Source organism: Gammaproteobacteria bacterium, assembly GCA_028819075.1.
GTDB lineage: Bacteria > Gemmatimonadota > Gemmatimonadetes > Longimicrobiales > Gaopeijiaceae > BD2-11.
Genome location: JAPPMM010000021.1, coordinates 1 through 22,030, shown reverse-complemented (window position 1 = coordinate 22,030; position 22,030 = coordinate 1). Strand labels below are relative to the sequence as shown.

At 67.4% G+C, this 22,030-nt stretch carries 7 protein-coding genes and 3 pseudogenes; 8 read left to right on the top strand and 2 right to left on the bottom strand.

The genetic code is table 11. From position 1 onward, the window contains the following. Window positions 1-273 precede the first annotated feature (273 nt). The 3 genes and pseudogenes from OXU32_05415 to OXU32_05405 all read left to right on the top strand — a co-directional run bounded on the left by OXU32_05415 (window position 274) and on the right by OXU32_05405 (window position 7,111). Window positions 274-5,859, top strand: a complete 5,586-nt coding sequence (locus tag OXU32_05415; protein MDE0073404.1) for a tandem-95 repeat protein — start codon at window positions 274-276, stop codon at window positions 5,857-5,859. Window positions 5,860-5,904: 45 nt separating this feature from the next. After that, a pseudogene (locus OXU32_05410) lies at window positions 5,905-6,030 on the top strand (IS110 family transposase). Window positions 6,031-6,236: 206 nt separating this feature from the next. Beyond that, window positions 6,237-7,111: pseudogene (locus tag OXU32_05405) on the top strand (transposase). A gap of 349 nt (window positions 7,112-7,460) precedes the next feature. On the opposite strand, the pseudogene OXU32_05400 reads toward OXU32_05405, so the two are convergent. Continuing rightward, window positions 7,461-8,339: pseudogene (locus tag OXU32_05400) on the bottom strand (IS110 family transposase). Between the two features lie 751 nt (window positions 8,340-9,090). On the opposite strand from OXU32_05400, the gene OXU32_05395 reads away from it, so the two are divergent. From OXU32_05395 to OXU32_05375, 5 genes are all read left to right on the top strand, one after another. Next, window positions 9,091-12,336, top strand: a complete 3,246-nt coding sequence (locus OXU32_05395; GenBank protein ID MDE0073403.1) for a TonB-dependent receptor — start codon at window positions 9,091-9,093, stop codon at window positions 12,334-12,336. Between the two features lie 676 nt (window positions 12,337-13,012). Next, window positions 13,013-13,222, top strand: a complete 210-nt coding sequence (locus tag OXU32_05390) for a hypothetical protein (protein ID MDE0073402.1) — start codon at window positions 13,013-13,015, stop codon at window positions 13,220-13,222. A 249-nt stretch (window positions 13,223-13,471) separates the two neighbouring features. Then, window positions 13,472-13,954, top strand: a complete 483-nt coding sequence (locus OXU32_05385) for a hypothetical protein (GenBank protein MDE0073401.1) — start codon at window positions 13,472-13,474, stop codon at window positions 13,952-13,954. A gap of 788 nt (window positions 13,955-14,742) precedes the next feature. Continuing rightward, window positions 14,743-19,512 (top strand): DUF3320 domain-containing protein, encoded by a 4,770-nt coding sequence (locus OXU32_05380; protein ID MDE0073400.1) that lies wholly within the window; start codon window positions 14,743-14,745, stop codon window positions 19,510-19,512. Between the two features lie 207 nt (window positions 19,513-19,719). Continuing rightward, window positions 19,720-20,313: an ion transporter gene (locus OXU32_05375; GenBank protein ID MDE0073399.1), complete on the top strand. Its 594-nt coding sequence runs from the start codon at window positions 19,720-19,722 to the stop codon at window positions 20,311-20,313. A gap of 566 nt (window positions 20,314-20,879) precedes the next feature. Here the strand turns inward: OXU32_05375 and OXU32_05370 are convergent. Beyond that, window positions 20,880-21,227 (bottom strand): hypothetical protein, encoded by a 348-nt coding sequence (locus OXU32_05370; GenBank protein MDE0073398.1) that lies wholly within the window; start codon window positions 21,225-21,227, stop codon window positions 20,880-20,882. Between the last annotated feature and the right edge of the window lie 803 nt (window positions 21,228-22,030).

Genomic DNA, 22,030 nt, shown 5'->3' with positions numbered 1-22,030 from the left:
AGGCCCGAAGGCCCGAAGGCCCGAAGGCCCGAAGGCCCGAAGGCCCGAAGGCCCGTGGAAGTTCGGCTGAAGCGCGGCCGCGGCTGTCGCACGGGACTTCTGCGGTGTTGTTCGCTGCTCGTGCTGGGAGGAGTCCTGGCTTCTCCCGTCCACGGTCAGACACCGGGACTGGTGTTTTGGCCGACATTCGAGGGGTCCAACCTTACGCCGCGAGAGGGAGGCAGCGGGTTCTACACGGTCAAGTTGGCGACCCAGCCCACGGATACGGTTAGGGTGGCGATCACGGGTCATGCGGGTACGGACCTGACGCTGGATCCCGCCTCGGGCGAGCTTACGTTCACGCCCACGAGCTGGAACTCGCGGCAGACGGTGACGGTTGCGGCCGCGTGGGACATCGACCAGGTGGACGATAGGGTGACTCTGGTCCATACCGCGTCGGGCGGCGGCTACGACGGGGTGACGGCGAGCGTCCCCGTGGAGGTGGAAGACAACAGCAGGTCCTATTTTATACGGGTGAGGGACAGCCAATTCAGCCTCGACGAGACCGGGGGCACGTTCGCGCAGACGGTACATCTGAACAAGCAGCCTTCGGCGGACGTTACGGTCACGCTGGCCGTTGCCGACACGACGGTGGCCACAGTGGACCAAGTGAGCCTCACCTTCACGCCGTCGAACTACAACATCAAGCAAACGGTGACGGTAACCGGAGTCGACGACGCGGTCTTCAACCCTCGTTACCGTCGAACGACGGTCACGCTGACGGCTTCCGGCGCCGAGTACATCGGCATAACCAAAGAGTTCTTAGCCGTAGCGATCGACAATGAGCCCGAGCCGCTGACCATGCGGGAAGGGGCCACCACTGCCTTGAGTATCAGGTTGATCCTTAGGCAGGGAGACGGCACGGTGGTGCTGACATTGGCAAGCAGCGACACTGACGTGTTGACGGTCTCTCCGACGACACTGACGTGGACTGAGGAGACTTCGGGCCAATACCAAGACGTCACGTTCACGGCGGTGGAGAACGACGCCGTGGGGGACGGCAAAGCACTCGTCACGGTGACCCCCAACAAGCCGTTCAGAGTATTCTTGCCGGGGTACGACGTCACGGTGAACGACAACGACACCGCGGCGGTGGTGGTCGATTCTACGTCTCTGACGGTGCCCGAGGGGGGAAGCCGGAGCTACACGGTGCGGCTGGCGGCACAGCCCTCGGCTGCGGTGACGGTCGCGATCACGGGCACGACGGGGACGGACCTGACGCTGGACGAGACGAGTCTGACGTTCAATCCGAGCGGGTCGGATCTCTGGAGCACGCCGCAGACGGTGACGGTGAGCGCCGCGCAGGACGACGACGGGGCGAACGACACGGCAACGCTGGTGCACACGGCCTCGGGCGGTGGGTACGATTCGGCGGAAACGGAAAGCGTCACGGTGACGGTGAGCGACGACGACGAGCCGGGGATCGTGCTGACGCCCTCCTCGTCGCTGACGGTGGCGGAGGGCGAAAGCAACACCTACACGGTACGTCTGGCGACGCAGCCCTCGGCGGCGGTGACGGTCGCGATCACGGGCACGTCGGGGACGGACCTGACGCTGGACGAGACGAGTCTGACGTTCAATCCGAGCGGTTCGGATCTCTGGAGCACGGCCCAGACGGTGACGGTCTCGGCGGGCGAGGACGAAGACACGGCGAACGACACGGCGACGCTGCTGCACACGGCCTCGGGCGGCGACTACGCGGGCGAGACGGCGAGTCTTTCCGTAACGACGACGGACGACGACACGGCGCCTTCCCGGACGGTGAGCCTGTCGGTTGCGCCCAATCCGGTGGACGAGGGGGGATCGGCTACGGTGACGGCCCGGCTGTCCGGGACGTTGCCGAACGGCGTGACGATCCCGCTGAAGCTGGCGGCGGGCACCGCGGAGCCGGGCGATTTCGGCGCGTTGGCCGGCATCGCCATCGCTGCCGGGAGCACGGCGGGTACGGGAACGGTCGCGACGGTCAAAGACGCCGACCGCGACGACGAGACGTTCACGGTGGCGCTGGGCGCGCTGCCGTCCGGGGTGACGCCGGGCAGCCCGTCTTCGGTCGTCGTGACGATCCGCGACCGGACGCCGCCGCCCAACCGTCCGCCGACGGTGACGGCCTCGTGCGCGCCTTGCGTGGTGGGGCCGGGCGGCACGGCGCGCCTGACGGCGACGGCGTCGGACCCGGACGGCGATCCGCTGACCTACGGCTGGAGCGCGGCGCGGGGCGCGTTCAGCGGTCCGGTGGACGAACCGGCGGCGACCTGGACGGCCCCGGACGGCCTGGGGCGCTTCGAGATCCTTGTCGTGGTCTCCGACGAGCGGGGGGGCACCGCGTCGGCTTCGGTCGAGGTCCATGCCGTCAACGAAGGGCCGGAGTTCGGGCAGCGGAGCTACCGCTTCCTGTTGCCCGAGAACCTGGACGGCCGGCAGCGGCCGGTCGAACTCGGCACGGTGACGGCCGAGGACCCCGATGGCGACGACCTGAGGTACGGGATCGTGTTCGGCGACTCGGAACGCTTCACGGTGGGGCTGCGCGACGGCGTGGTGAGGTACACCGGTCCGGGCGAGGACTACGAGACGGAGCCGAACATCTTCGAGCTCACGGTGCGCGTGCGGGACGATTTCGGCGCGGACGACGCGGCGAAGGTGTTCATCGAGGTGACCGACGAGAACGAGCGTCCCGAGGTGACGGCCACCTGCGAGCCGTGCGCGGTGCCGCGCGGCGGCGTGGTCCGCCTCGAAGCGGCGGCGACGGACCCGGACGGCGATCCGCTGACCTACGCCTGGAGCGCGCCGGCGGGCAGCTTCTCGGGCGCGAACGAGCCCGTGGCGCGCTGGACGGCCCCGGACGAACTCGGGACGACCGCGATCCGCGTCGAGGTGTCGGACGGGCGCGGCGGCACGGCGTCGGCCGTGGTCGAGGTCGAGGTGTTCAACCTCGCGCCCGCGTTCGGGCGGCCGGTCTACGAGTTCGAGTTGCCGGAGAACGAGGACGGAAGGGAGAGCCCCGTCGTTCTCGACCGGGTGGCGGCCGAGGACCCGGACGGGGACGCGCTGACGTACGAGATCGCGGCCGGGGACCGGGACCGCTTCGCGGTCGGAGCGCGGGACGGAGTGGTGGCGTACGTCGGCCCCGGCGAGGACTTCGAGACGGAGCCGAACCTGTTCGAGTTGACCGTGCGCGCGCGGGACGCCTTCGGATCGGAGGCGCGCGCCCGCGTCGTCGTGACGGTGACCGACGTGAACGAACTTCCCGAGGTGACGGCCTCGTGCGATCCGTGCACCGTGCCGCGCGGCGGCGAGGTGTGGCTGGAGGCGAGGGCGACGGACCCGGACGGCGACCCGCTCGCCTACGGCTGGAGCGCCGCGAAGGGCACCTTCAACGGATCCGTCAACGCCTCCTGGGCGGTCTGGAAGGCTCCGGACGAACTCGGGACGATGGCGATCCGCGTCGAGGTCTCCGACGGGCGGGGCGGCACGGCGTCGGCCGTGGTCGAGGTCGAGGTCGTGAACCGCGCGCCCGCGTTCGAGTCGCCGTCCTACTTCTTCCTGGTGCCCGAGAACGTGGACGGCCGGGAGCGCCCGGCCGATCTCGACCGGGTGGCGGCCCTGGACCCCGACGGCGACGCGCTGAGCTACGAGATCGTGTCCGGCGACCGGCAGCGTTTCGCGGTTGGGGCGCTGGATGGGACGGTGAGGTATATCGGTCCGGGCGAGGACTTCGAGACGCCGCCGAACCGGTTCGAGCTCGTGGTGCGCGCGCTCGACGGGTTCGGGGGCGAGGCGCGGACGGAGGTCGCCGTCGAGGTGACCGACGTGAACGAGGCGCCCGAGGCGGCGGACGACGAGGTGGTGACGCCCGAGGACCGGGCCGTGACGGTGGACGTGCTCGCCAACGACACGGATCCGGAGGGGGACCGCCTGCACGTCCGGTCGGTCACGGCGGCGGCGCACGGGGCCGTGCGCCTCGTCTCGGGCGGGGTCGTGATCTACACGCCGGAGCGCGACTTCCACGGGGCCGACTCGTTCACCTACGTCGCCTCGGACGGGCGGGGCCTCAGGGACACGGCGACGGTCGCGGTGACGGTGCTGCCGGTCAACGACGCGCCGACGGCCATCGGCCGGGTCCCGGACCAGACGCTCGACGAGGGCGGAGCCCCGGTCCAAGTGGACCTGTCGCCGTACTTCGGCGACGTGGACGGGGACGCGCTGACCTACGGCGCAAGGTCGAACGACAGCGGCGTGGTCGAGGCCGCGGTGGCGGGGACGGTGCTAACGCTGACCCCGGTCTTGTACGGCTCGGCGACGGTCACGGTCACGGCGTGGGATCCGGCTGGCCTGACCGCGACGCAGAGCGTGCGGGTCGGCGTGAGTGACCGCCCGCAGCGAGCGGTCCTCGGGAACATGCTCGCGGCAACCGCGCGGGGCCATCTGGCGAGCCTGAGAGCGGCGCTTGGCCGCCGGATGGCGGCCAGTCCGTGCGAGGCGTCCCGGCTCGCGGTGATGGGCCGGTCCGTGCCGCTCGGGCGAACCGAGGCGGCGGACATGCTGAGGGGGATCGGGACCGGCGCCCGCTCGGCGGCGGCGGTCGCGCTGCGCATGGGCGAGGAAGCCCTCGATCCGTTCGGCGCCATGCGCTTGCAGGCGGGACGGGGCGCGACGGCGACGCTCACGGCCCATGAGACGGCGGAGCGTATCGAGGCCGCGCTCCGGGCGGTGCCCGGCCGGGCGCTCGGCGGCGGTAGCGGAGGGTCCGGCGCGGGCGCGGCGGACTTCCTGTTCGGCTGGGGCGGCTCGGAGCAGGAAGGCGGGCGGTGCCCTGCGCGCGGACGCTGGTCGCTCTGGGGCCAGGGGGACATCCAGAGGTTCGAAGGGACGCCGTCCACGGATTCCGGCTACGGCGGCGAGTTGTCGACCGCGTACGTGGGCCTCGACACGAGAATGGGCGCGCGCTGGCTGGCCGGTCTGGCGGTCTCGCGAAGCAAGGGCGTGGGCGACTGGCGTGCGGGCACGTCCGACGGACGCCTCACGCAGTTCATGACGGCCGTTCATCCGTACCTCCGGTGGGACGGCGCTTCCACCTCGGTGTGGGCCTCGGTGGGCGCGGGCAGGGGCAACGCCTACAACGTGCGCGCGGCCGGGAGGACGGGCACGAGCCCGACCGACCTCCGGCTCGGACTCGTCGAACTCGAACAGCGCCTCGGAGCGCCGGGCGGGCTCGACTTCGCCCTCCTGGGCGACGCCGCGTGGGCGAGGCTCCGCACGGGGGACGGCGACGAGACCATCGACCGGCAGGACATCGCCGTGAACCAGGTGCGGCTCGGGCTCGACCTGTCGCTGCCCGCCCAGATCGGCGGCTTGGAACTGACGCCGTCCGCAACCGTGCACGCGCGCCGCGACGGCGGCGCGGGGCAGACCGGCGACGGCGTCGAGGTCGCCGGCGGGCTCCGGGCCGTGCTCGGCTTCGTGCGCCTCGACGCGCAGGCCCGGGCGCTCGCCCACCACACGGCGGAAGGCTACGGCGAGAGCGGCGCGGCGGTCACGCTCGCGCTCGGGAAACATGGTAGCGAAGAAGGATTCTCGTTCTCGGTCTCGCCGCGATGGGGCGTCCCGGCCCGCGCCAACGGCGCGCTCCTGAACGGGCCGCTCGGGGGAGGACTACGAAGCGGCGGGCCGGACCCGGAAGGCTGGACCCTCGACGTGCGCGCCGGCTACGGCGTCAGCTTGCCCGGCGGACTCTGGCTGGACCTCAACGGCAGCTATGGTGCCGCGCGCGGTGGACTCGGACTGGGGTTGAGCGTCGCAACGGTCGCGTCTGAAGTCCGATAACACAACGGCGGAACGGGCAACCGGACAGCTCCCGTACTGCACGGGCTGGCCGGGATGCTGGCCCGCAAGCCGAAGAAGGTGGTCGCGGTGGCGCTCGCCAACCGGACGGCGCGGAGGGTCTGGGCATTGGCCACGCGGAGGGAAGCCCGCCGGATTCGCGCTGCGGCCTGAACGGGGCGCCAAAAGGAGGGAATCAACAGAGAGAGAAGCTGCCGGGAGAAGTGGGCGGCAGGACGCACGAACGGGGTAAGACATCATGGATTGACCTGCCCTGCCTCGGGCATCGTGGGTTACGCTCGAGGCGGGCAAACCTCACCAGACGCAGAGCCACATCGAGGAGGGCAGGTCAATGGCCGAGTACAGGGCATACAGTAGGGCTGGATGTTCACAAGGACACGATCGCAGCCGCGGTCGCATGGCCGGGCCGGGAGGAGCCGGAATACCGGGGTATCGTCCCGAATCGCAGCCGTTCGCTACAGAAACCTATCCATGGACTGCAGGGCCCGCACGGCGAGGCACTGAGCGTCGCCTATGAGGCGGGTCCCTGCGGCTACGGCGTGTACCGCGAGATCACCAGGACCGGCCACGACTGCCAAGTCGTAGCGCCGGGGCTGATCCCGCGCAAGCCCGCATTTTCGCTGGCTGGAGGAGCAGAGCTTCGATCTGGCGCTCCAGCAGATCGTCTTCCAGGAATACGTCGACGCCGTGGTCGCGGCCGTGAAGCGGACCGCCGGCCTCAAGGCCCAGATGCATGAGGCTCTCGATGCCTGGTCACAACGCCCCACGGCCGAGGCTCTGATGAGTCTCCGGGGCATCTCGACGATCACGGCGATGACCATCCTGGCTGAGCTGGGCGATCTGACACGCTTCGACTCACCGCGCCAGCTTGTGGGCTTCCTCGGCTTGGCCCCCAGTGAATACTCCCCGGGTCTTCGAAGGCGCCAGGGAGCGATCACCAAGACCGGCAACGGGCATGTTCGCCGGGTGCTGACCGAGGGCGGCGTGGGCCTATCGCTTCCCGGCCAGAAAGACAGCGCACCTGCGCCGCAAGGCAGCCAACGTCCCGGACCGGGTGCAAGCGATCGCTTGGGCGGCACAAAGACGGCTGTGCGGCCGATATGTGAGGCTCCATCAACGCGGGAAGGCGAAGAACAAGGTGGTCACGGCGATCGCGCGTGAGCTCGTGGGCTTCATCTGGGCCGTTGCCTGCGAGGTGCAGGGCAAGCCTCACGGCACTCGGTCGACCGCCTGAACGATACATGACACCGGAGACACCAACACTGTCGCCATTCAGGAGGTTGTAAGACATCGGGGTGTGGGCGGCCGGTGAGGAGAATCCTCGATTTGCCCCTGTGAGGTCTGTCCACGTGGGCAGACCAACCCACGAAGTAAGAGAGAGGCAGCTCCGCGACGAAGTGAAGTCAGGTGGTAGCCAACCCACGGATATCAGAGTGATCCACCGTCGCTACAAGCCGCTCACGCCCCGGGACTGTTATGGCCGAGAGGAATACCGCATGCCGACATGAAGAAACCCGTATGCTCACGAGTTGACAGGTCAATCCATATCAGGGCAAACAGTCAGCGAGACGGGAAAAATGGTCGCCGCGTCGGCTCGCATGCTGAACGACCGCCATGGCTCCCGTGACCAGGAGCCGTCTCAGGTCTCTCTGGCCCATCTTCGATATCCTGCCCAGCCTCGGCTTGCCGCCGGTGGTGTGCTGCCGCGGCACGAGACCGAGCCAAGCCGAGAAGTCGCGGCCGCTCCGGAAGCTCTCCATCGGCGGTGCGAAGGCCTGCAACGCCATCGCGGTGACCGGTCCCACTCCGGGGATCGTCATCAGCCGCGCTGTCTCTTCGTTCTGCCGCGCGCTCGTCTGGAGTTCGCGGTCGAGCCCACCGATCTCCTCATCGAGTTCATCGATCCGCCCGAGCAGCAGCCAGCCCAGTTCGGCGACGGCCTCCGGCAGACCACAGTCCCCGTCTTCGAGCACCGCGGCCAACTGCCTGATCCGGGCCCTGCCCTGGGGAGCGACAACGCCGTACTCGGCGAGGTGGCCCCGCAGCGCGTTGATCGTCTGCGTCCGCTGGCGCACCAGCAGGTCACGCGTGCGAAAGAGCATCCCCTGCGCTTGCTGCGCTTCGGTCTTGACCGCCACGAAGTGCATGGTCGGACGCTGCGCGGCCTCCGTGATCGCCTCCGCGTCAGCCGCGTCGTTCTTGTTCCTCTTGACGAAGGGCTTCACGTAGATCGGAGGAACCAGTCTCACTTCGTGGCCGAGCGCCACGATCTCACGGCCCCAGTAGTGGGCGCCGGCGCACGCCTCCATCGCCACCGTACACGGCGGCTGTGAGCCGAGAAAGCCCAGCAGCTTCCCGCGGCTCAGCTTCCTGCGGAACGCAACCGACCCGTCCGCCCTCGCCCCATGTACCTGAAAGCTGCGCTTTGCCAGATCGATCCCGATGATCGTAACCTCTTCCATGTGGATGCCTCCTCCCTCAGATGGTCGACTGAATCGCTTCAGCACCATCTTGGCACATCGCGATGCCGTCGGGAGGGGGCGTCCACTCCATCGTACTTGTACAACCAGTGGGACCCCTGAGCGACATCCTTTCCATGGAGCGTTTCGCAAGGAGGGACGGTAGCCCCATGCCTCGTGGAGGGCATGTTGGACACAGTAACTCCGCTTCCGATGGGAGCCCTTGAAGCCATGCGTCTTCAGTTCGGCGTTCAGGATCCGCTTTTCAAAACTCACCTTGAAGCCGACCAGAGGTCGATCTGCGATGAAGTCCGTGAGCCGCTCCGCAAACCTCGCCGAAGTTCCCCAAGTCACTAACGTCCGTGTCGCGTATTCCATGAGTTCTGGTCGCGGCTGCTGGGATGGGCACGCCGGGATTGACGACAACCTCCAAGGTCTTGGCGTCGTGTCGCCCTCCCCTCTCTCGCCCGTTTTAGCGGGAAGCGCAAGTACGCTCAACCGCCTCCCGTCGACGCCAAGAGACACCGATTCACCGACCCATGGATGAGACCACAGTCACTCGCGGTCGGCAAGGCGTGGATCGGTTTCCGCGCAAGCAGGCCGAGTCCGGTCCCGCAAACCGGAGGTGTGGCGCAAAGAGAATGCGCCAGTCCGTCGCCGAAGCATTGGCGGATGAACACCTTCCGGCCTCGGAAGCCCCGTCATTAGATTGGAGATGAGGACCTCGCACGACCCTGGGCCAAGGAGATGGAACATGGAAACCGTAGAAGCTGCGCTGAACGTGGATCCCGCGATCCACGCCGCTCGTGAGGCCGGCCGTTCACGCCGGGCCTTCAAGGTGGTGACGTTCGCGTCGGCCATTGTGGCCGCGGGACTCACCTGGGTGGCCCCGGTGTCCGCTCAGCAGACGGGCACCATTACGGGCACCGTGGCAGACGCGGATACCGGCGAGCCGCTGGCGAGTGCGCAGATCAGCGTGCCCGCGCTCGGGATCGGAGTGCTCTCCAGCGGAAACGGGCGGTTCGCCCTGCCGGGCGTTCCCGTCGGCACGCACGAACTCCGTGCCGAGAGGCTGGGCTATGCGGTCCTGTCGCTGAGCGTCACCGTGAACGCGGATGCGGCTGCGACCGTCGAACTCAGACTGACAACAACCGTCCTGGGTCTCGCGGAACTGGTGGTGACGGGCACCGCGTTCTCGGAGTCGCTCGTGCAACTGCCCTACGCGGTGGCCGTTTCGAGCCGGAGGACGCTGGCGGAGCAGGGGTCTCCACAGGCCGTGGACTTCTTCCGCAACCTCGGATCGAGCGCCGGGGTCCTCGGAGACCGCCAGGGTTGGTACAACACCCGGCCCCCCGCAGCGGTGTCGGAGACGGTCGCCAGCGTCAACCTCAGGGGGATCGGGCCGTCCCGCACCCTCGTGCTGCTCAACGGGCGGCGTCAAGTGTACCTGCCGGCGCGGCTGTCCGGTGGGAGGTTCGTGGACGTGAACGCCTTTCCGTCGATCGCGTTGGACCGGATCGAGGTGGTGAAGGAGGGCGCGTCGGCGGTCTACGGCTCGGACGCCGTGGCGGGCGTGGCCAACTTTCTGACCCGCAGCGATTTTGAAGGGCTGGAGGTGTCGGGCTCGCACGAGTACTTCGCCGGGTCCGGGGAGACGCACGCGGGAGCGATTTGGGGCAAGCGGCTCGGAGACGGCGCGCACGCCGTCGTTTCCGCCGAGGCACTGGTCGGCCAGGAGTTGCACCCCGAGGATCGCGATTGGGCGCTGCGTCCCTTCACGTCCGGCGGCGGGGCTTGGTCCTATACGGGCAACCCCGGCGCGTTCCTCTTCCCGAGGTTGACGGGCGACGAGACGATCGAAGAGTTCACCGCGGCCCTTTCGGACGCCCAGTTCGGAGGCTGGGGCGGCGTCTTCGTGGATCCCCGCTGCACGGACTTCGGGGGGCACCGCGAGGGCGAGACCTGCCGCTTCCGCTACCAGCAGTGGGACAATCTGCTCCAGGCGTCCCGCCAATTCCGAGGCTTCGCCGAGGTCAACGGAGAGATGGGGGACCGTTCGAGCTACCACGTCGAGGCGCTCTGGGCCGAGGCCACGACTCCCGAGTGGTTCACGACCCCGTCCTATCCGCCGATCTCTCCGTACAACGGAGCCCAGGTGATCGAACCCGGGAATCCGGGCAGGCAGGCGTTCTGCGGGGCCCATGGACAGAGCGCCGGTTTCGCGAGCCAACAGGCCTGTCTGGAGGACGACTGGTACTTCTACGGGCGGCTCGTCGGCAACTCGGGACCCGGGAGGACGCTGGAGCGCGCGTCCCGCACTCAGCGGATCGCTGCCTCGCTGGAGCGCGGCATCGAGTCGCTGGGCGGGGCGGCCATCGAGTTGTCCGCGAGCTATTCGCGGGCTTCCGGCAACGCGAACCTTCCGGCCGAGTACGCCTACCGGAAGTTTCTGGCGTTCCGCGGCTTCGGAGGCCCGGATTGCGGAGTGACGGTCGTGGTCGACCCGTCGAGTCCGTCCGGGATGGCGCTCGGCCCCCTCAACGGTGCTGTGGCGGGCCAGGGCAACTGCCGGTACTACAACCCGTTCAGCAACGCGCACCGGCTATCGGCGCAGCCGGGCGCGCTATACCGGGACCAGCCGAACCCGGACTACATGCCCGGACTGGAGAACAGCGCGGAACTGATCGACTGGATCAACGAGGAGGTGAATCTGGACAGTTCGGCGGACCTGTTCGTCGCCGACGCGATGCTCAAGGGGGCCGTCACGGAGGGGCTCGACTACGCCGTCGGGTATCAGTTCCGCAGGTTCGGCGTTTCCGCGACCCCCAACCAGCCGGGCGACCTGTCGATCAACCCGTGCCCCGTGCCGGGAGACCGCAGCTGCCTCGAGAAGGCCGGGGCGTTCACCTTCACCACCGGGCACTACGAGTACCAGGACGCCCAGATGGTGAACCGGTTCTTCGCGGAGAGCCGCTTCACACTCGGCGACAGGGTGGAGGGCCAGGCCGCCGCCAACTACGAGTTCCACGGGTCGGTGAGCAGCTTCGATCCCAAGCTGGCCGTCCGCGTGGCGTTGGCCGACCCGCTGGCGCTGCGCGCCTCGCTCCAGACGACCTTCCGCACGCCCTCCGTGGACGACCTGAACGAAGACCGCAGCACCGGGCTCGAATACGTATCCGAGGCGGGCATCTACAAGGCGGTGGACGCGTTCGGCAACAGCCGGCTCGTGCCCGAGCGCGCGTTGACCTACAACGTGGGGCTGACCTTGCAGCTTCCACGGTTTCGCGCCACGGCCGACTACTGGAGCTACGACTTCCGCGACGTGATCGACCAGGTGCCCTTCGGGGGCGTGACCCGGCTGTACGCGGCGGGCGGGGCCTCGCGGGCCGCCGTGCAGGAGTTCGTGACCTGCCCCGACGGGCCGGGGACGGGAACCTGCCACGTGTCGGCCGTGGAACGGATCAGGGTGACGAACGTGAACTGGCCGGGCATCCGGATGTCGGGAATCGACCTGCACGCGAGCACGCGCCTGTCCGTCGGCGGGGGCATCCTCTCGCTGGGGGCCGACGGCACCTACACACGGGAGTTCTTCGTCAAGGCGCTCGAACTCAACGGGGCCGAGGTTTTTGCCGCGCAGGACGCGGCGGGCCAACTCAACTGGGGCAATCCCATCGCTCCCCCGCTGCCGCAGTGGAAGCTCCGCTTCTCGGCGGGATACCATTGGGGCGACTACAGCGTGGTCAACTACCTCAACACCGTCTCCGGGTACACGAACGAAGTGTTCCCCGACACCGATTTCGAGCACATCGACCGGTTCGTGGGCTGGGACCTCAGTCTGCTGCGGCGCACGTCGAGCACGACCGATGTCGCGCTGTCGGTGATCAACCTTCTCGACGCCGATCCGCCACTGGTCAACTGGGAACAGTCCTACGACGCCTTCACCCACAGCCCCAAGGGCAGGCGCCTCAAGCTCTCGGTGACCTACCGCCCCGGGAACTGAAGGAGGAGGCCGTCATCCTCGACCGGGTTGCCGTTGGCATCGCCCACGACCCATTGCCGGGGACGGATGGACGCTCGGCAGGCCGTCGGTCAAGTGTTTAGATTGGTGGGCGGGCACAATGGGAGGACGGCACCGCGGTGTGGGACTGACAATTTCCTTCATTGTGGGGACGGATGGACACGATCCGGCAGATGGAGCACATCGTGGCCCGGATGGTCGGCAAGCGGCTCATGTACCGGGATCTGGTGGCCGACAACGGACGGTCGGCGGTGGCCAGCTAGACGCTATTCGATGTGCGACAGGGTGCAGACACCGTTGGGGCCATCATAGAAGAGTTCACAGTGCCGGAGAATGTCGCGTCCGATCAACGCGGTAAGGCCTAGCTGCCCCAACCCAAGGGCACCAAAGGCCCTCGGCGCCGTAATGATTTTCCCCCACTCGGGAACCAATCTTAATTCCGTGGTGGAGCCCATCGTACCTATATTCACCACTGGTAGCTTGACTCGTGTGGCGAAACCAACGTCCACGGATGTCATGGTGGCCCCCGTGTCGATTAACGCCTGCCCCTCCACCCCCTCCACGAGTACCCGAACGCAGGGTCCCTTGGGGCCTATCGAGAGGCGGAGTTGGTGACTGAAGTGACAAAGATCGGCACGCCAGCAGTCAAAACCGGGACGTGAAAAACCGGATCGTCTGGGTGGTCTACGTGGCGGACGAGAAAGGCGCGGGCGTTCGGAAATTGCTTCCTGCCCTCGGCAATCGCTTCGCCCTATGTATCGTAGCCCCCATGGACTTCGGCCCCTTTGATGAGCAGGTACTTCCCAAGGTACTCCCGACGAAGCACCTCATGGTTGCTCTTGAGATACTCGCGCTCTACGGTCAGTAGTTCGGGCATCCGACCGCTCCTTGCGGTTCCATGAACCCTCCACTACCGTGTCGGCGGTCACTTTCACCAGCGGAATCCCCATGTCGGGCTTTCCGCTGAATACAACAGCCGCGAAACGAGCGGGCGGGTAGCTCCCGGCGCCTAGGCGAATAGGCGGGGACTTGGGACGGTTTTCCGCTGGTGAGTGACCAAGGCCCGGCACCACGTCCGGTGCCGGGGCCGGTTACCTGAAGCAGCAGGAGGCCCCCCATGAAGTGCCTTGCCCCCCTTGCCGCCGTTGCGTTGCTGGCTGGATGTGACCTGATGCAGCCAGAAGCACCCGTCACCGAAGTCTGGACCGGCATCGCCGTGCCGGAAGGGCTAGCTACGGCAGACGCGGCCAGTACGGACACCACCAAAGTGGTGGTGCGCTACGAGCGCAATGCGCTGGTCGATAACGTGCTCAACGTGGCCGCCACGCTCACCATATGGGAAACCGACACAGAGCCGTGCGATATACCCTGGCTGGCAACCGATGATCCGTGCTTCTACATGACCGCAGGGGAGGGCGTCGGCGTGCCTCGGTACTCACCGGACGGGCGTGTTATCAGGTTCGAGATGCCCAGCTACCGCTGCGAGCTTGCGGGGCCAATCAGCGACGGCGACTTTCCAGATCCAGACGAGTGGATTGCGTTCCTGCGCTGTGGTGACACGGGTACCATCCACTACACAATGACCCTGCGCGAGGGGTAGCCCAATGAGCAAGCGTTCCAAGCCGCAGCCGAAAGGCAGGCCGCCCCGCCGCAAGACGTGGCCCGCGCCCTGCACCGCTACCGGCCAGGCCGACCCCCCGCTACCCCGAAGGATGAGGGCGAGTAGGCAAAGGGGCTGTCAACCCAAGGTTACAATCCCCTTTAGAATTCGGAAGGATATAGAGGAAATGCTACATCCCGAAAGTGTACTGGACCTGACTCGCAGCGCTCCACAGAGCTTCGTTCACGCTATCCCGATGCAATCCTCAATGCCGTCGAGGAGAGTCGGCACCCGCCTGCGTGCCGTGTTTGCGAAAGCGCACAGAAGACGTTTCCTGAGTTTGGGCCGCATCCGAGAAGGTGGACCATCTCCGGCCGATCTCCCGTGACCGTCGCGGCCTATCTCACCAGCCTCGCCGAGCAGGGATTGTCGGCTCTCCTTCCTCTCGCTTGATCGCAAAGCAATCAAGCCACCTGCCCGCTCCGCAGGCATGCCCAGCCCGACCACTTCCGAAGGCGTGATGCTCACTTTCGCTGGACTCCGCTGAGATGAACGATTTCGCGTTGTTCATCGTGATTCCAGCGGCTATCAGGCAGCGATCACCACGGTGAAGTGAACCGACGAGCGACGCAAATCCATGCGGTTCCGATCTTGACCGCCGTCCGCCTCCGCTCTCTATTGCCAAATAGTCACGACCGAGGTAGAGGAACCGGGGCACCCAGTCTGAATCCCGCCCGATCCTGGACCGGATGTAGCACTCTTTCTGAAGCTGACGAACGCCAACGCCCATGTCGCCCAGAGCCATCCCCACCGCCCTCGAAGTCGAAAGGTCCCGCCGCGACAGTCTCCTCGACCTCTCCCTCCGCAACCCTCTCCTCAACTTCCGTCCCTCGAAGCGCCGCGGCCTCGAGGTCGTCGACGAGCTATCCCGCGAGATCTTCCGCATGCTCGTCGACGGCGAACGGATCATGTACTTCCTCGCCGCGCCCGAAGAGCAGGCGGCGCCGGAGGCCCCCGACGACGCCCCGGCCGATGTCCCCGCCGAACTCCTCGCCCTCCTGGCCGAGCCCGCGACCGACCCCAACGGCACCGCCGCGCGCCACACCGACAACAAGCTCCAGACCGCGCTCACCCTTGCGCGCCTCAACCTGCGGCTCCGCGAGACCTTCCGGCAGGCGCGCCTGTCGATCGAGGAGCAGGGGGTCAACATCCTCTACCTCGCGCTCGGGATGCTCCGGTGGTACGAGTCCGACAGCAGCGACGTCGAGCGCCGCGCGCCGCTGGTCCTGATCCCGGTCAAGCTCACCCGGTCCGGCGTGCGCGAGAACTTCAAGCTCTCGTGGACGAAGGACGACATCGAGCCGAACCTGTCGCTCGAGGCGAAGCTGAAACAGGACTTCAACGTGCGCCTCCCCGAGATGCCGTCGGAGGACGACCTCGACGTTGACGACTACCTGGCCCGGGTCGAGCGGGCGGTGGCCCGGCAGCCGCGCTGGTCCGTCGAGCGCAACGAGATCCACCTGAACTTCTTCTCGTTCAGCAAGCTGCTCATCTACAAGAACCTCGACCCGGCGAGCTGGCCCGAAGAGAACCGCCCGGCCGACCATCCGCTCGTGCAGCAGCTCTTCGGCAGCGGCGGCTTCGCGGACGAGCCCTCGGAATTCAGCGAGGAAGGGCACGCCAACGGCGACCTCGGCGAGGCCGGCCTGCACCCGGTGGTCGACGCCGACAGCTCGCAGACCCTCGCGGTGCTCGACACCATGAACGGGCGCAACCTGGTGATTCAGGGACCGCCGGGCACGGGCAAGTCCCAGACGATCACCAACCTGATCGGCGAGGCGCTCGCCCGCGGCAGGACCGTGCTCTTCGTCGCGGAGAAGATGGCCGCGCTCGAGGTCGTGAAACGCCGCCTCGACACCGTCCACCTGGGCGACGCATGCCTCGAACTGCACAGCCACAAGACCAACAAGCGCGCCGCCCTCGACGAGCTGAGCCGGACCCTGGCGCTGGGCCGCCCGACGACCCCCGACGGCACCGAGGACCGCGTGCTCCTCGAAGCGGACCGCAAACGCCTGAACGACTACTCCCACGCGGTCAACACTCCGGTCGCGCAGAGCGACCTGACCCCGCACGAGCTGGTGGGCCGCCTCGCCGCGCTCGACGCCGACGGGCTGGAGGTCGAGGGCAGGGGGCTCGCGATCCGCGGCTCGGTGTCGTGGAACGCCGAGGACTTCGCCCGCCGCCGCGCCCTGGTCCGCGAAATGCAGGAGCTGGTCACGGCGATCGGCATCCCGCGCTGGCATCTGTGGTGGCCGTGCGGCCGTCTCCACTTCGTGCCCACCGACGCGCACCGGGTCCGCGAACTCCTCGCCGATGCGTCCGCCGCCGTCCGGCTTCTCAACCGCGAGTCCGACGCGCTCGGCACCGTGCTTCGCCGCAACGCGGTGTTTGGGGGTTTGAAGCGCGACGATCTCGAACGGGCGACCCGCACCGCGCGAAGGGTGGCGGAAGCTCCGGCACTGCTGGGGGCGGATCACCGCCATCCCGGTTGGGCGGCCGACGCCGAGCGCATCGCGGAGGTCGCGAGGCCCGCCCGCCGCTACGCCGAGATCCGCGCGCGCCACGACCGTGTCCTCATGCCCGAGGCGTGGGACCACGACGTGCTGGACGCGCGCCAGGCGTTGCGTGGTTACGGCGACAAGTGGTGGCGCTTCCTCTCGCGCCCGTTCCGTGATGCGAGCCGTCAGGTGCGGGGGCTCTGCCGCGGCGAGGCGCCCGACACTGTCCCCAAACAGATCCAACTCGTCGACGCGATCCTGGAAGCCGGCCGGCTGCGCCGCGCGATCGCCGAATCGAACGACCTCGTGGCGCGGCTTTTCCCCAAGCTCGCGCTGGGCGACCGCGTGGACGCGCACCGGAGCTTTGCCGACGCCGTGGAGTGGCTCCTGCGCCTTCACCGGGACAAATCCCGTGGGCTGATCGATCTGGACATCCACGCGCTGCTCGACGACCCGCCCCGGCGCTCCGACCTGGAATCCGCCGCCGACGCCTGCGAGCGCGGGATGGAAGCGGTCCGCGACGCGCTGGGTGCGCTCACCGCCGCCATGGAGCTGCGGGCCGATCGGGTCGAGCCCGGCGAGTCACTGGAGGAGCGCACCTACGGCAACTTGGACACCTGGCTGCGGGACGCCCACGACGAGATCGCTTCGGCTCACCAGGTTGTGCGCTTCAACCAGCTCGAACGGAAGGCCGTCGACGCGGGGATTGCGGAGGTGGCGGAGGCCGCGGCGTCGCGGGAGGACGCTCGCCGGCAGCTGACGCCCCTCTTCGACCACGCATGCTACGCCGCGTGGCTGGACCTGGCCTTTCGGGAACGCCCCACGCTCGCCGAGTTCGACGGCGCCACGCACGCGGGCGTCGTGGAGCGGTTCCGTGAGCTGGACATGGCGCAGTTTCATCACAACCGGGCGCTGATCGCCGAGCGGCATTGGAAGCAGCTTCCACGCCAGCACGGAGGCGGCCAGCTTGGCGTGCTCAGGCGGGAGTTTCAGAAGAAGCGTCGTCACCTGCCGGTCCGGCGGCTGATGACGGACGCGGGGCGCGCGATCCAGAGCATCAAGCCGGTATTCATGATGAGCCCGCTGTCGATCGCCAAGTACATCCCGCCGGGGTCGGTCGTCTTCGACCTGGTCGTGTTCGACGAGGCGAGCCAGGTGCGTCCGGTCGAGGCGTTGGGGGCGATCATTCGGGGCAGGCAGGCGGTGGTCGTGGGCGACAGCAAGCAGCTCCCGCCGACGAGCTTCTTCGACCGCATGGCCGATGACGGCGAGGACGACGCAAGCCAGACCGCCGATCTGGAGAGCATTCTGGGCATGTTCTGCGCGCAGGGGGCGCCGGAGCGGATGCTCAAGTGGCACTACCGCAGCCGCCACGAGTCGCTGATCACCGTGTCGAACCACGAGTTCTACGACAACCGCCTGATGGTCTTCCCAAGCCCCGACGCGGGCAAGCTGGACACCGGCCTTGTCTTCCGCCACGACCCCGAGGCCCACTACCAGCGCCGCGGGATCAATACCGCCGAGGCGAAGACGGTTGCGAAAGCCGTAATGGAGCACGCTCGCGCGACACCCGGGCTGACCCTCGGCGTGGCAGCGTTCAGCAACGTGCAGGCGCGGCGCATCGAGGACGAGGTCGACATCCTGCGCCGCCGCGATCCCTCGTGCGAAGAGTTCTTCGCGGGGCACCCCGAGGAGCCCTTCTTCGTCAAGAACCTGGAAAACGTTCAGGGCGACGAGCGCGACGTGATCCTGATCAGCATCGGCTACGGCAAGATCGACGGCTCCTATCTGCCGATGAACTTCGGGCCGCTGAACCGCGAGGGTGGCGAGCGGCGCCTGAACGTGTTGATCACGCGGGCGCGCCGGCGCTGCGTGGTGTACTGCAACTTCGTTGGCGGGGATCTGGACCTGCGGCGGTCCAAGGCTCGGGGAGTCGACGCGCTCAAGACCTTCCTGGAGTACGCCGAGACGGGGAACATCGACATCCCCCGTGTTACGGGGCGCGAGGCCGACTCCCCGTTCGAGGAAGCCGTCGCGGCCAGGTTGCGCGCGCTGGACTTCGATGTCGACCACCAGGTGGGATCGGCCGGGTTCTTCATCGATCTGGCGGTGCGGGACTCGTCACGGCCGGGACGGTATGTCCTCGGCATCGAGTGCGACGGCGCCGCCTACCACAGCGCTCGCTCCGCCCGGGACCGCGACCGGCTCCGGCAGCAGGTGCTCGAGGGTCTGGGCTGGAAGATCCACCGCATCTGGAGCACGGACTGGTTCCGCAATCCCGAGCTGGAGCTCGGCAAGGCCGAGATGGCGATCCGTATGGCCCAAGTGGCGGCGTTGACGCCGTCGGACGACCCGGCGCCCGAGCCCGAGCCGTCCGGGAGACCCGTGCAGCCCCTGAAGCGGGAGCCGGAACCCGAGGTGGAACCTGCCGCGCCTACTCGTCCTTACAAGGTCGCCGACCTCCGTATCGGCGGGCTCTGGGCGCCCCTGCACGAAACGCCGCCCGGCCAGTTGGCCAAGTGGATCAGCCGCGTCGTCGAGGTCGAGAGCCCGGTCCACCTCGACGAGGTCACGCAGCGGATCCGTACGGCGGCGGGCGTCGGCCGCTCCGGCTCCCGGATCCGAAAGCAGATGACGTTGGGGGCGCAAGAGGCAGTCCGACGAGGTCTGTGCAGAATCGACGCCCACGGCTTCCTGTGGCGGCCAGAACAGGAAACCGTTGAGGAGGTTCGTGAGCGGAACGACACTTTGCCCCGGTCACTTCGCAATCCATCGCGGATCCCATTCGAGGAGATCGCCACAGCCCTGATTTACGTCGTGAGGGCAAGCTACGGCATCGAGCCCCGCGACGCAGTGCGGGAAGCGACTCGCCTATTCGGCTTCAAGCACGCGGGCCGGAAGATCGTGGAACGGTTCCGAGCAGTTCTGGACGGACTTGTGGAGGACGGTTCCCTGGTTCGGGAAGGTTCCCTTCTACAGGTTCCCGGCGGCGCGGACTGAACCCTACACGCTCGGCGTCGCTACTCTGAGCTTGAGGCAATGATGGTCCTTTGCTCTTTCGCCAATCCAACCCCAAGAGACTTGCTGCTATGAGACAACCCCCTCCATTCTCTGACCGAACCGAGCGCACCGTGCTCGCCATCATCGGTGCGGACATCCTGCTTCAAGGGGCTGAGACCGTCCCTGCGCTCGCCGGTACTCGCGAAGGTGTTCTACTGGACCGGTGTGGGCACTTGGCTGCTCTTCGCGATCGAGTGGTGCCTGCGGATCCGCCGAGCGAGTGATTGGCGGAAGTATGTGTTCAGTTTCATGGGGATGATGGACACGCTCGCCATCATGCCGTTGTGGCTGTTCACGGGATTCGACCTAAAGGCACTTCGAGCGTTTCGCCTTTTCCGTCTCTTCCGCTCAACGACCAGACTCGCTGGACGAAGCAGCGCTGTCGCCAAGGTCGGAAGAGCTATGGCAGCCGCAAAGGACGAGGCAGGTGTGCTATTGACTGGGACAGGAGTGATGATCGTCACCGCAGGCTTCGGAATGTTCCACTTGGAGCACGACGCGCAGCCGGCGGTCTTCGGTTCAGTACTTGATGGTTTGTGGTGGGCGGTCATTACCCTCACTACGGTAGGGTATGGGGATGTCTATCCGGTGACGGCTGGCGGTAGGATTCTAGCCACCGCCGCGATGTTCGCGGGAATCGGAGTGATCGGCTCGGCGTGTGGCATTATGGCAGACGCTCTTCGTGAAGTCAGCGGAACGGCAGACGGAACCAAAACACGGCTCGGCGAGATGTCCCCGTAGAGGGGTCTTCCCGTCAGCCATCCTGAATCGCGTACGATCAGCTCGCCAAGTGGTCGCGGTCCGATCCTTGACCAGCGCGTCGCGGATCTACTGGAGCTCGGCAAGGTCGCGCTGCCCCTCCGACCGCGCCTAGGTCGCGCGGCAGGTCTTCGATTGCCGTTGCCATGGTGGCCAGCATCCGGGCGTCCACCTAGTCGGTCTTGGCGCGTCGGCGGAATGGTAAGGGCCTGAATCCCGGCAGGAAATCGGCTAACTGATTACAGGGCTGCACGATCTGCGTTTCCTGTCGTTGATTGGACTTTGCTGGACAGTGGCGCGGGAGCGGAAAAGGCGGATCGGAATGGGCGGGACTCCCGCGCGTCTTGTCGCCTTCCCGAGTTCGGTCGTGCCGGGGCCTTTCAAGCGTGTGGCGACGACATGCCGCGAGGGGAAAGCCGGAATGCTTGCGGATCCGCCGATACTACGGGGTCTCTCGCATGCAACTCCAACCCAATCGCCCTCTGACATCCCGAGGCTTCACCAAGCACGACCGAGGCAAATGTCTCCATGGGGGGTGCTCCGCGGCGTCAAGGCAAGTCGTCGGGCAGGTCCATGCGGAGCGGTGGCTGGTTCCTGCCGAAGGTCAGCCGCATGAACGCGGTCTGCGCCTTCGAGGCGGGCGCAAGGACCGCGCGGGTCTGGAGTCGCTGAAAGGCTCGCTGCGGCAGAAGCCGCTTGACGAGCAGCAGCAGCTTCGCATCCAGCCCGGACACGATGTGCGGCCTACCCTTCGGAGTCGTGGCCGTGCGGTGGATCGCCCGGGCGATCCTGGCCGGGCTTCCCGCGTTCGGCAGGGCCTTCTGGGCCGAGAGCATATTGGCGTAGTAGGGCTTGTAGGCCCGGTGCGCGGGCGTCTCGGCGGGTGGATCGGCCAAGGAGAGGAGGGAGTGTCACCGCCGCAGCCGGAAACCCCAGTCGAACCGGTAGGCACGGTGCTGGGCATGGCCCCCATACCCAAACGGTAGGCGGATCCGGAAACGAAACACGCAACGTCTAACGTTTGCGGCTTGGCAACGGTGATTCCTCCCGCCTTGGATCCCCCCGGATGCCGACCTTCAGGCCGAGGCTTGGTGTCGCGGCGGCGGACCTGTAGCCACCGTGGAAATCCACAGCCAGAGTCCTCCGGCAACCTCGATGCCATCGCCGGTCTGGCCCGTGCCACAGTCGCGGCGCGTGCACGGTGCCGGACGGCGTCACTTCCAAGCCGCCGAGCCGGGAGGGCAGCGACCGGTCGAAACCGAGCCTCACCTGGTTCACGTCGACTGTCCTGACGGTCGATGGTCTCCTCGCCCTCCCCGGTGCGGAGCTTGGCCCAAGGGGCGTCGCCGAGGAAGGCGAAGTCGAGCCCGCGCCGGAGACTCGGCGGGTTCGTGCGCGTCATTTCCGGTCATCCGCGTGGCGATGTCCCCGAGCGTTTCCGGGCCACCCAAGCAGGACTCCGTTTCGGCTCGCCCTCTTCTCCTCTAGCGACCATGGCTGCTTTACCCCGTGATTTAGTGGGAGACAGTTGCCGCCCTTTTTGGTTCCCGCAAGATTGGTCCGTGCGCTGCTCGCGCAATCGTCGAGATCCGCAGGGGATGTCGAGATCCACAGGGGTTGACAGTGCATTATGATGACCGACATTTCGCCGAGCCGAGCCGAGCCGAGCCGAGCCGAGCCGAGCCGAGCCGAGCCGAGC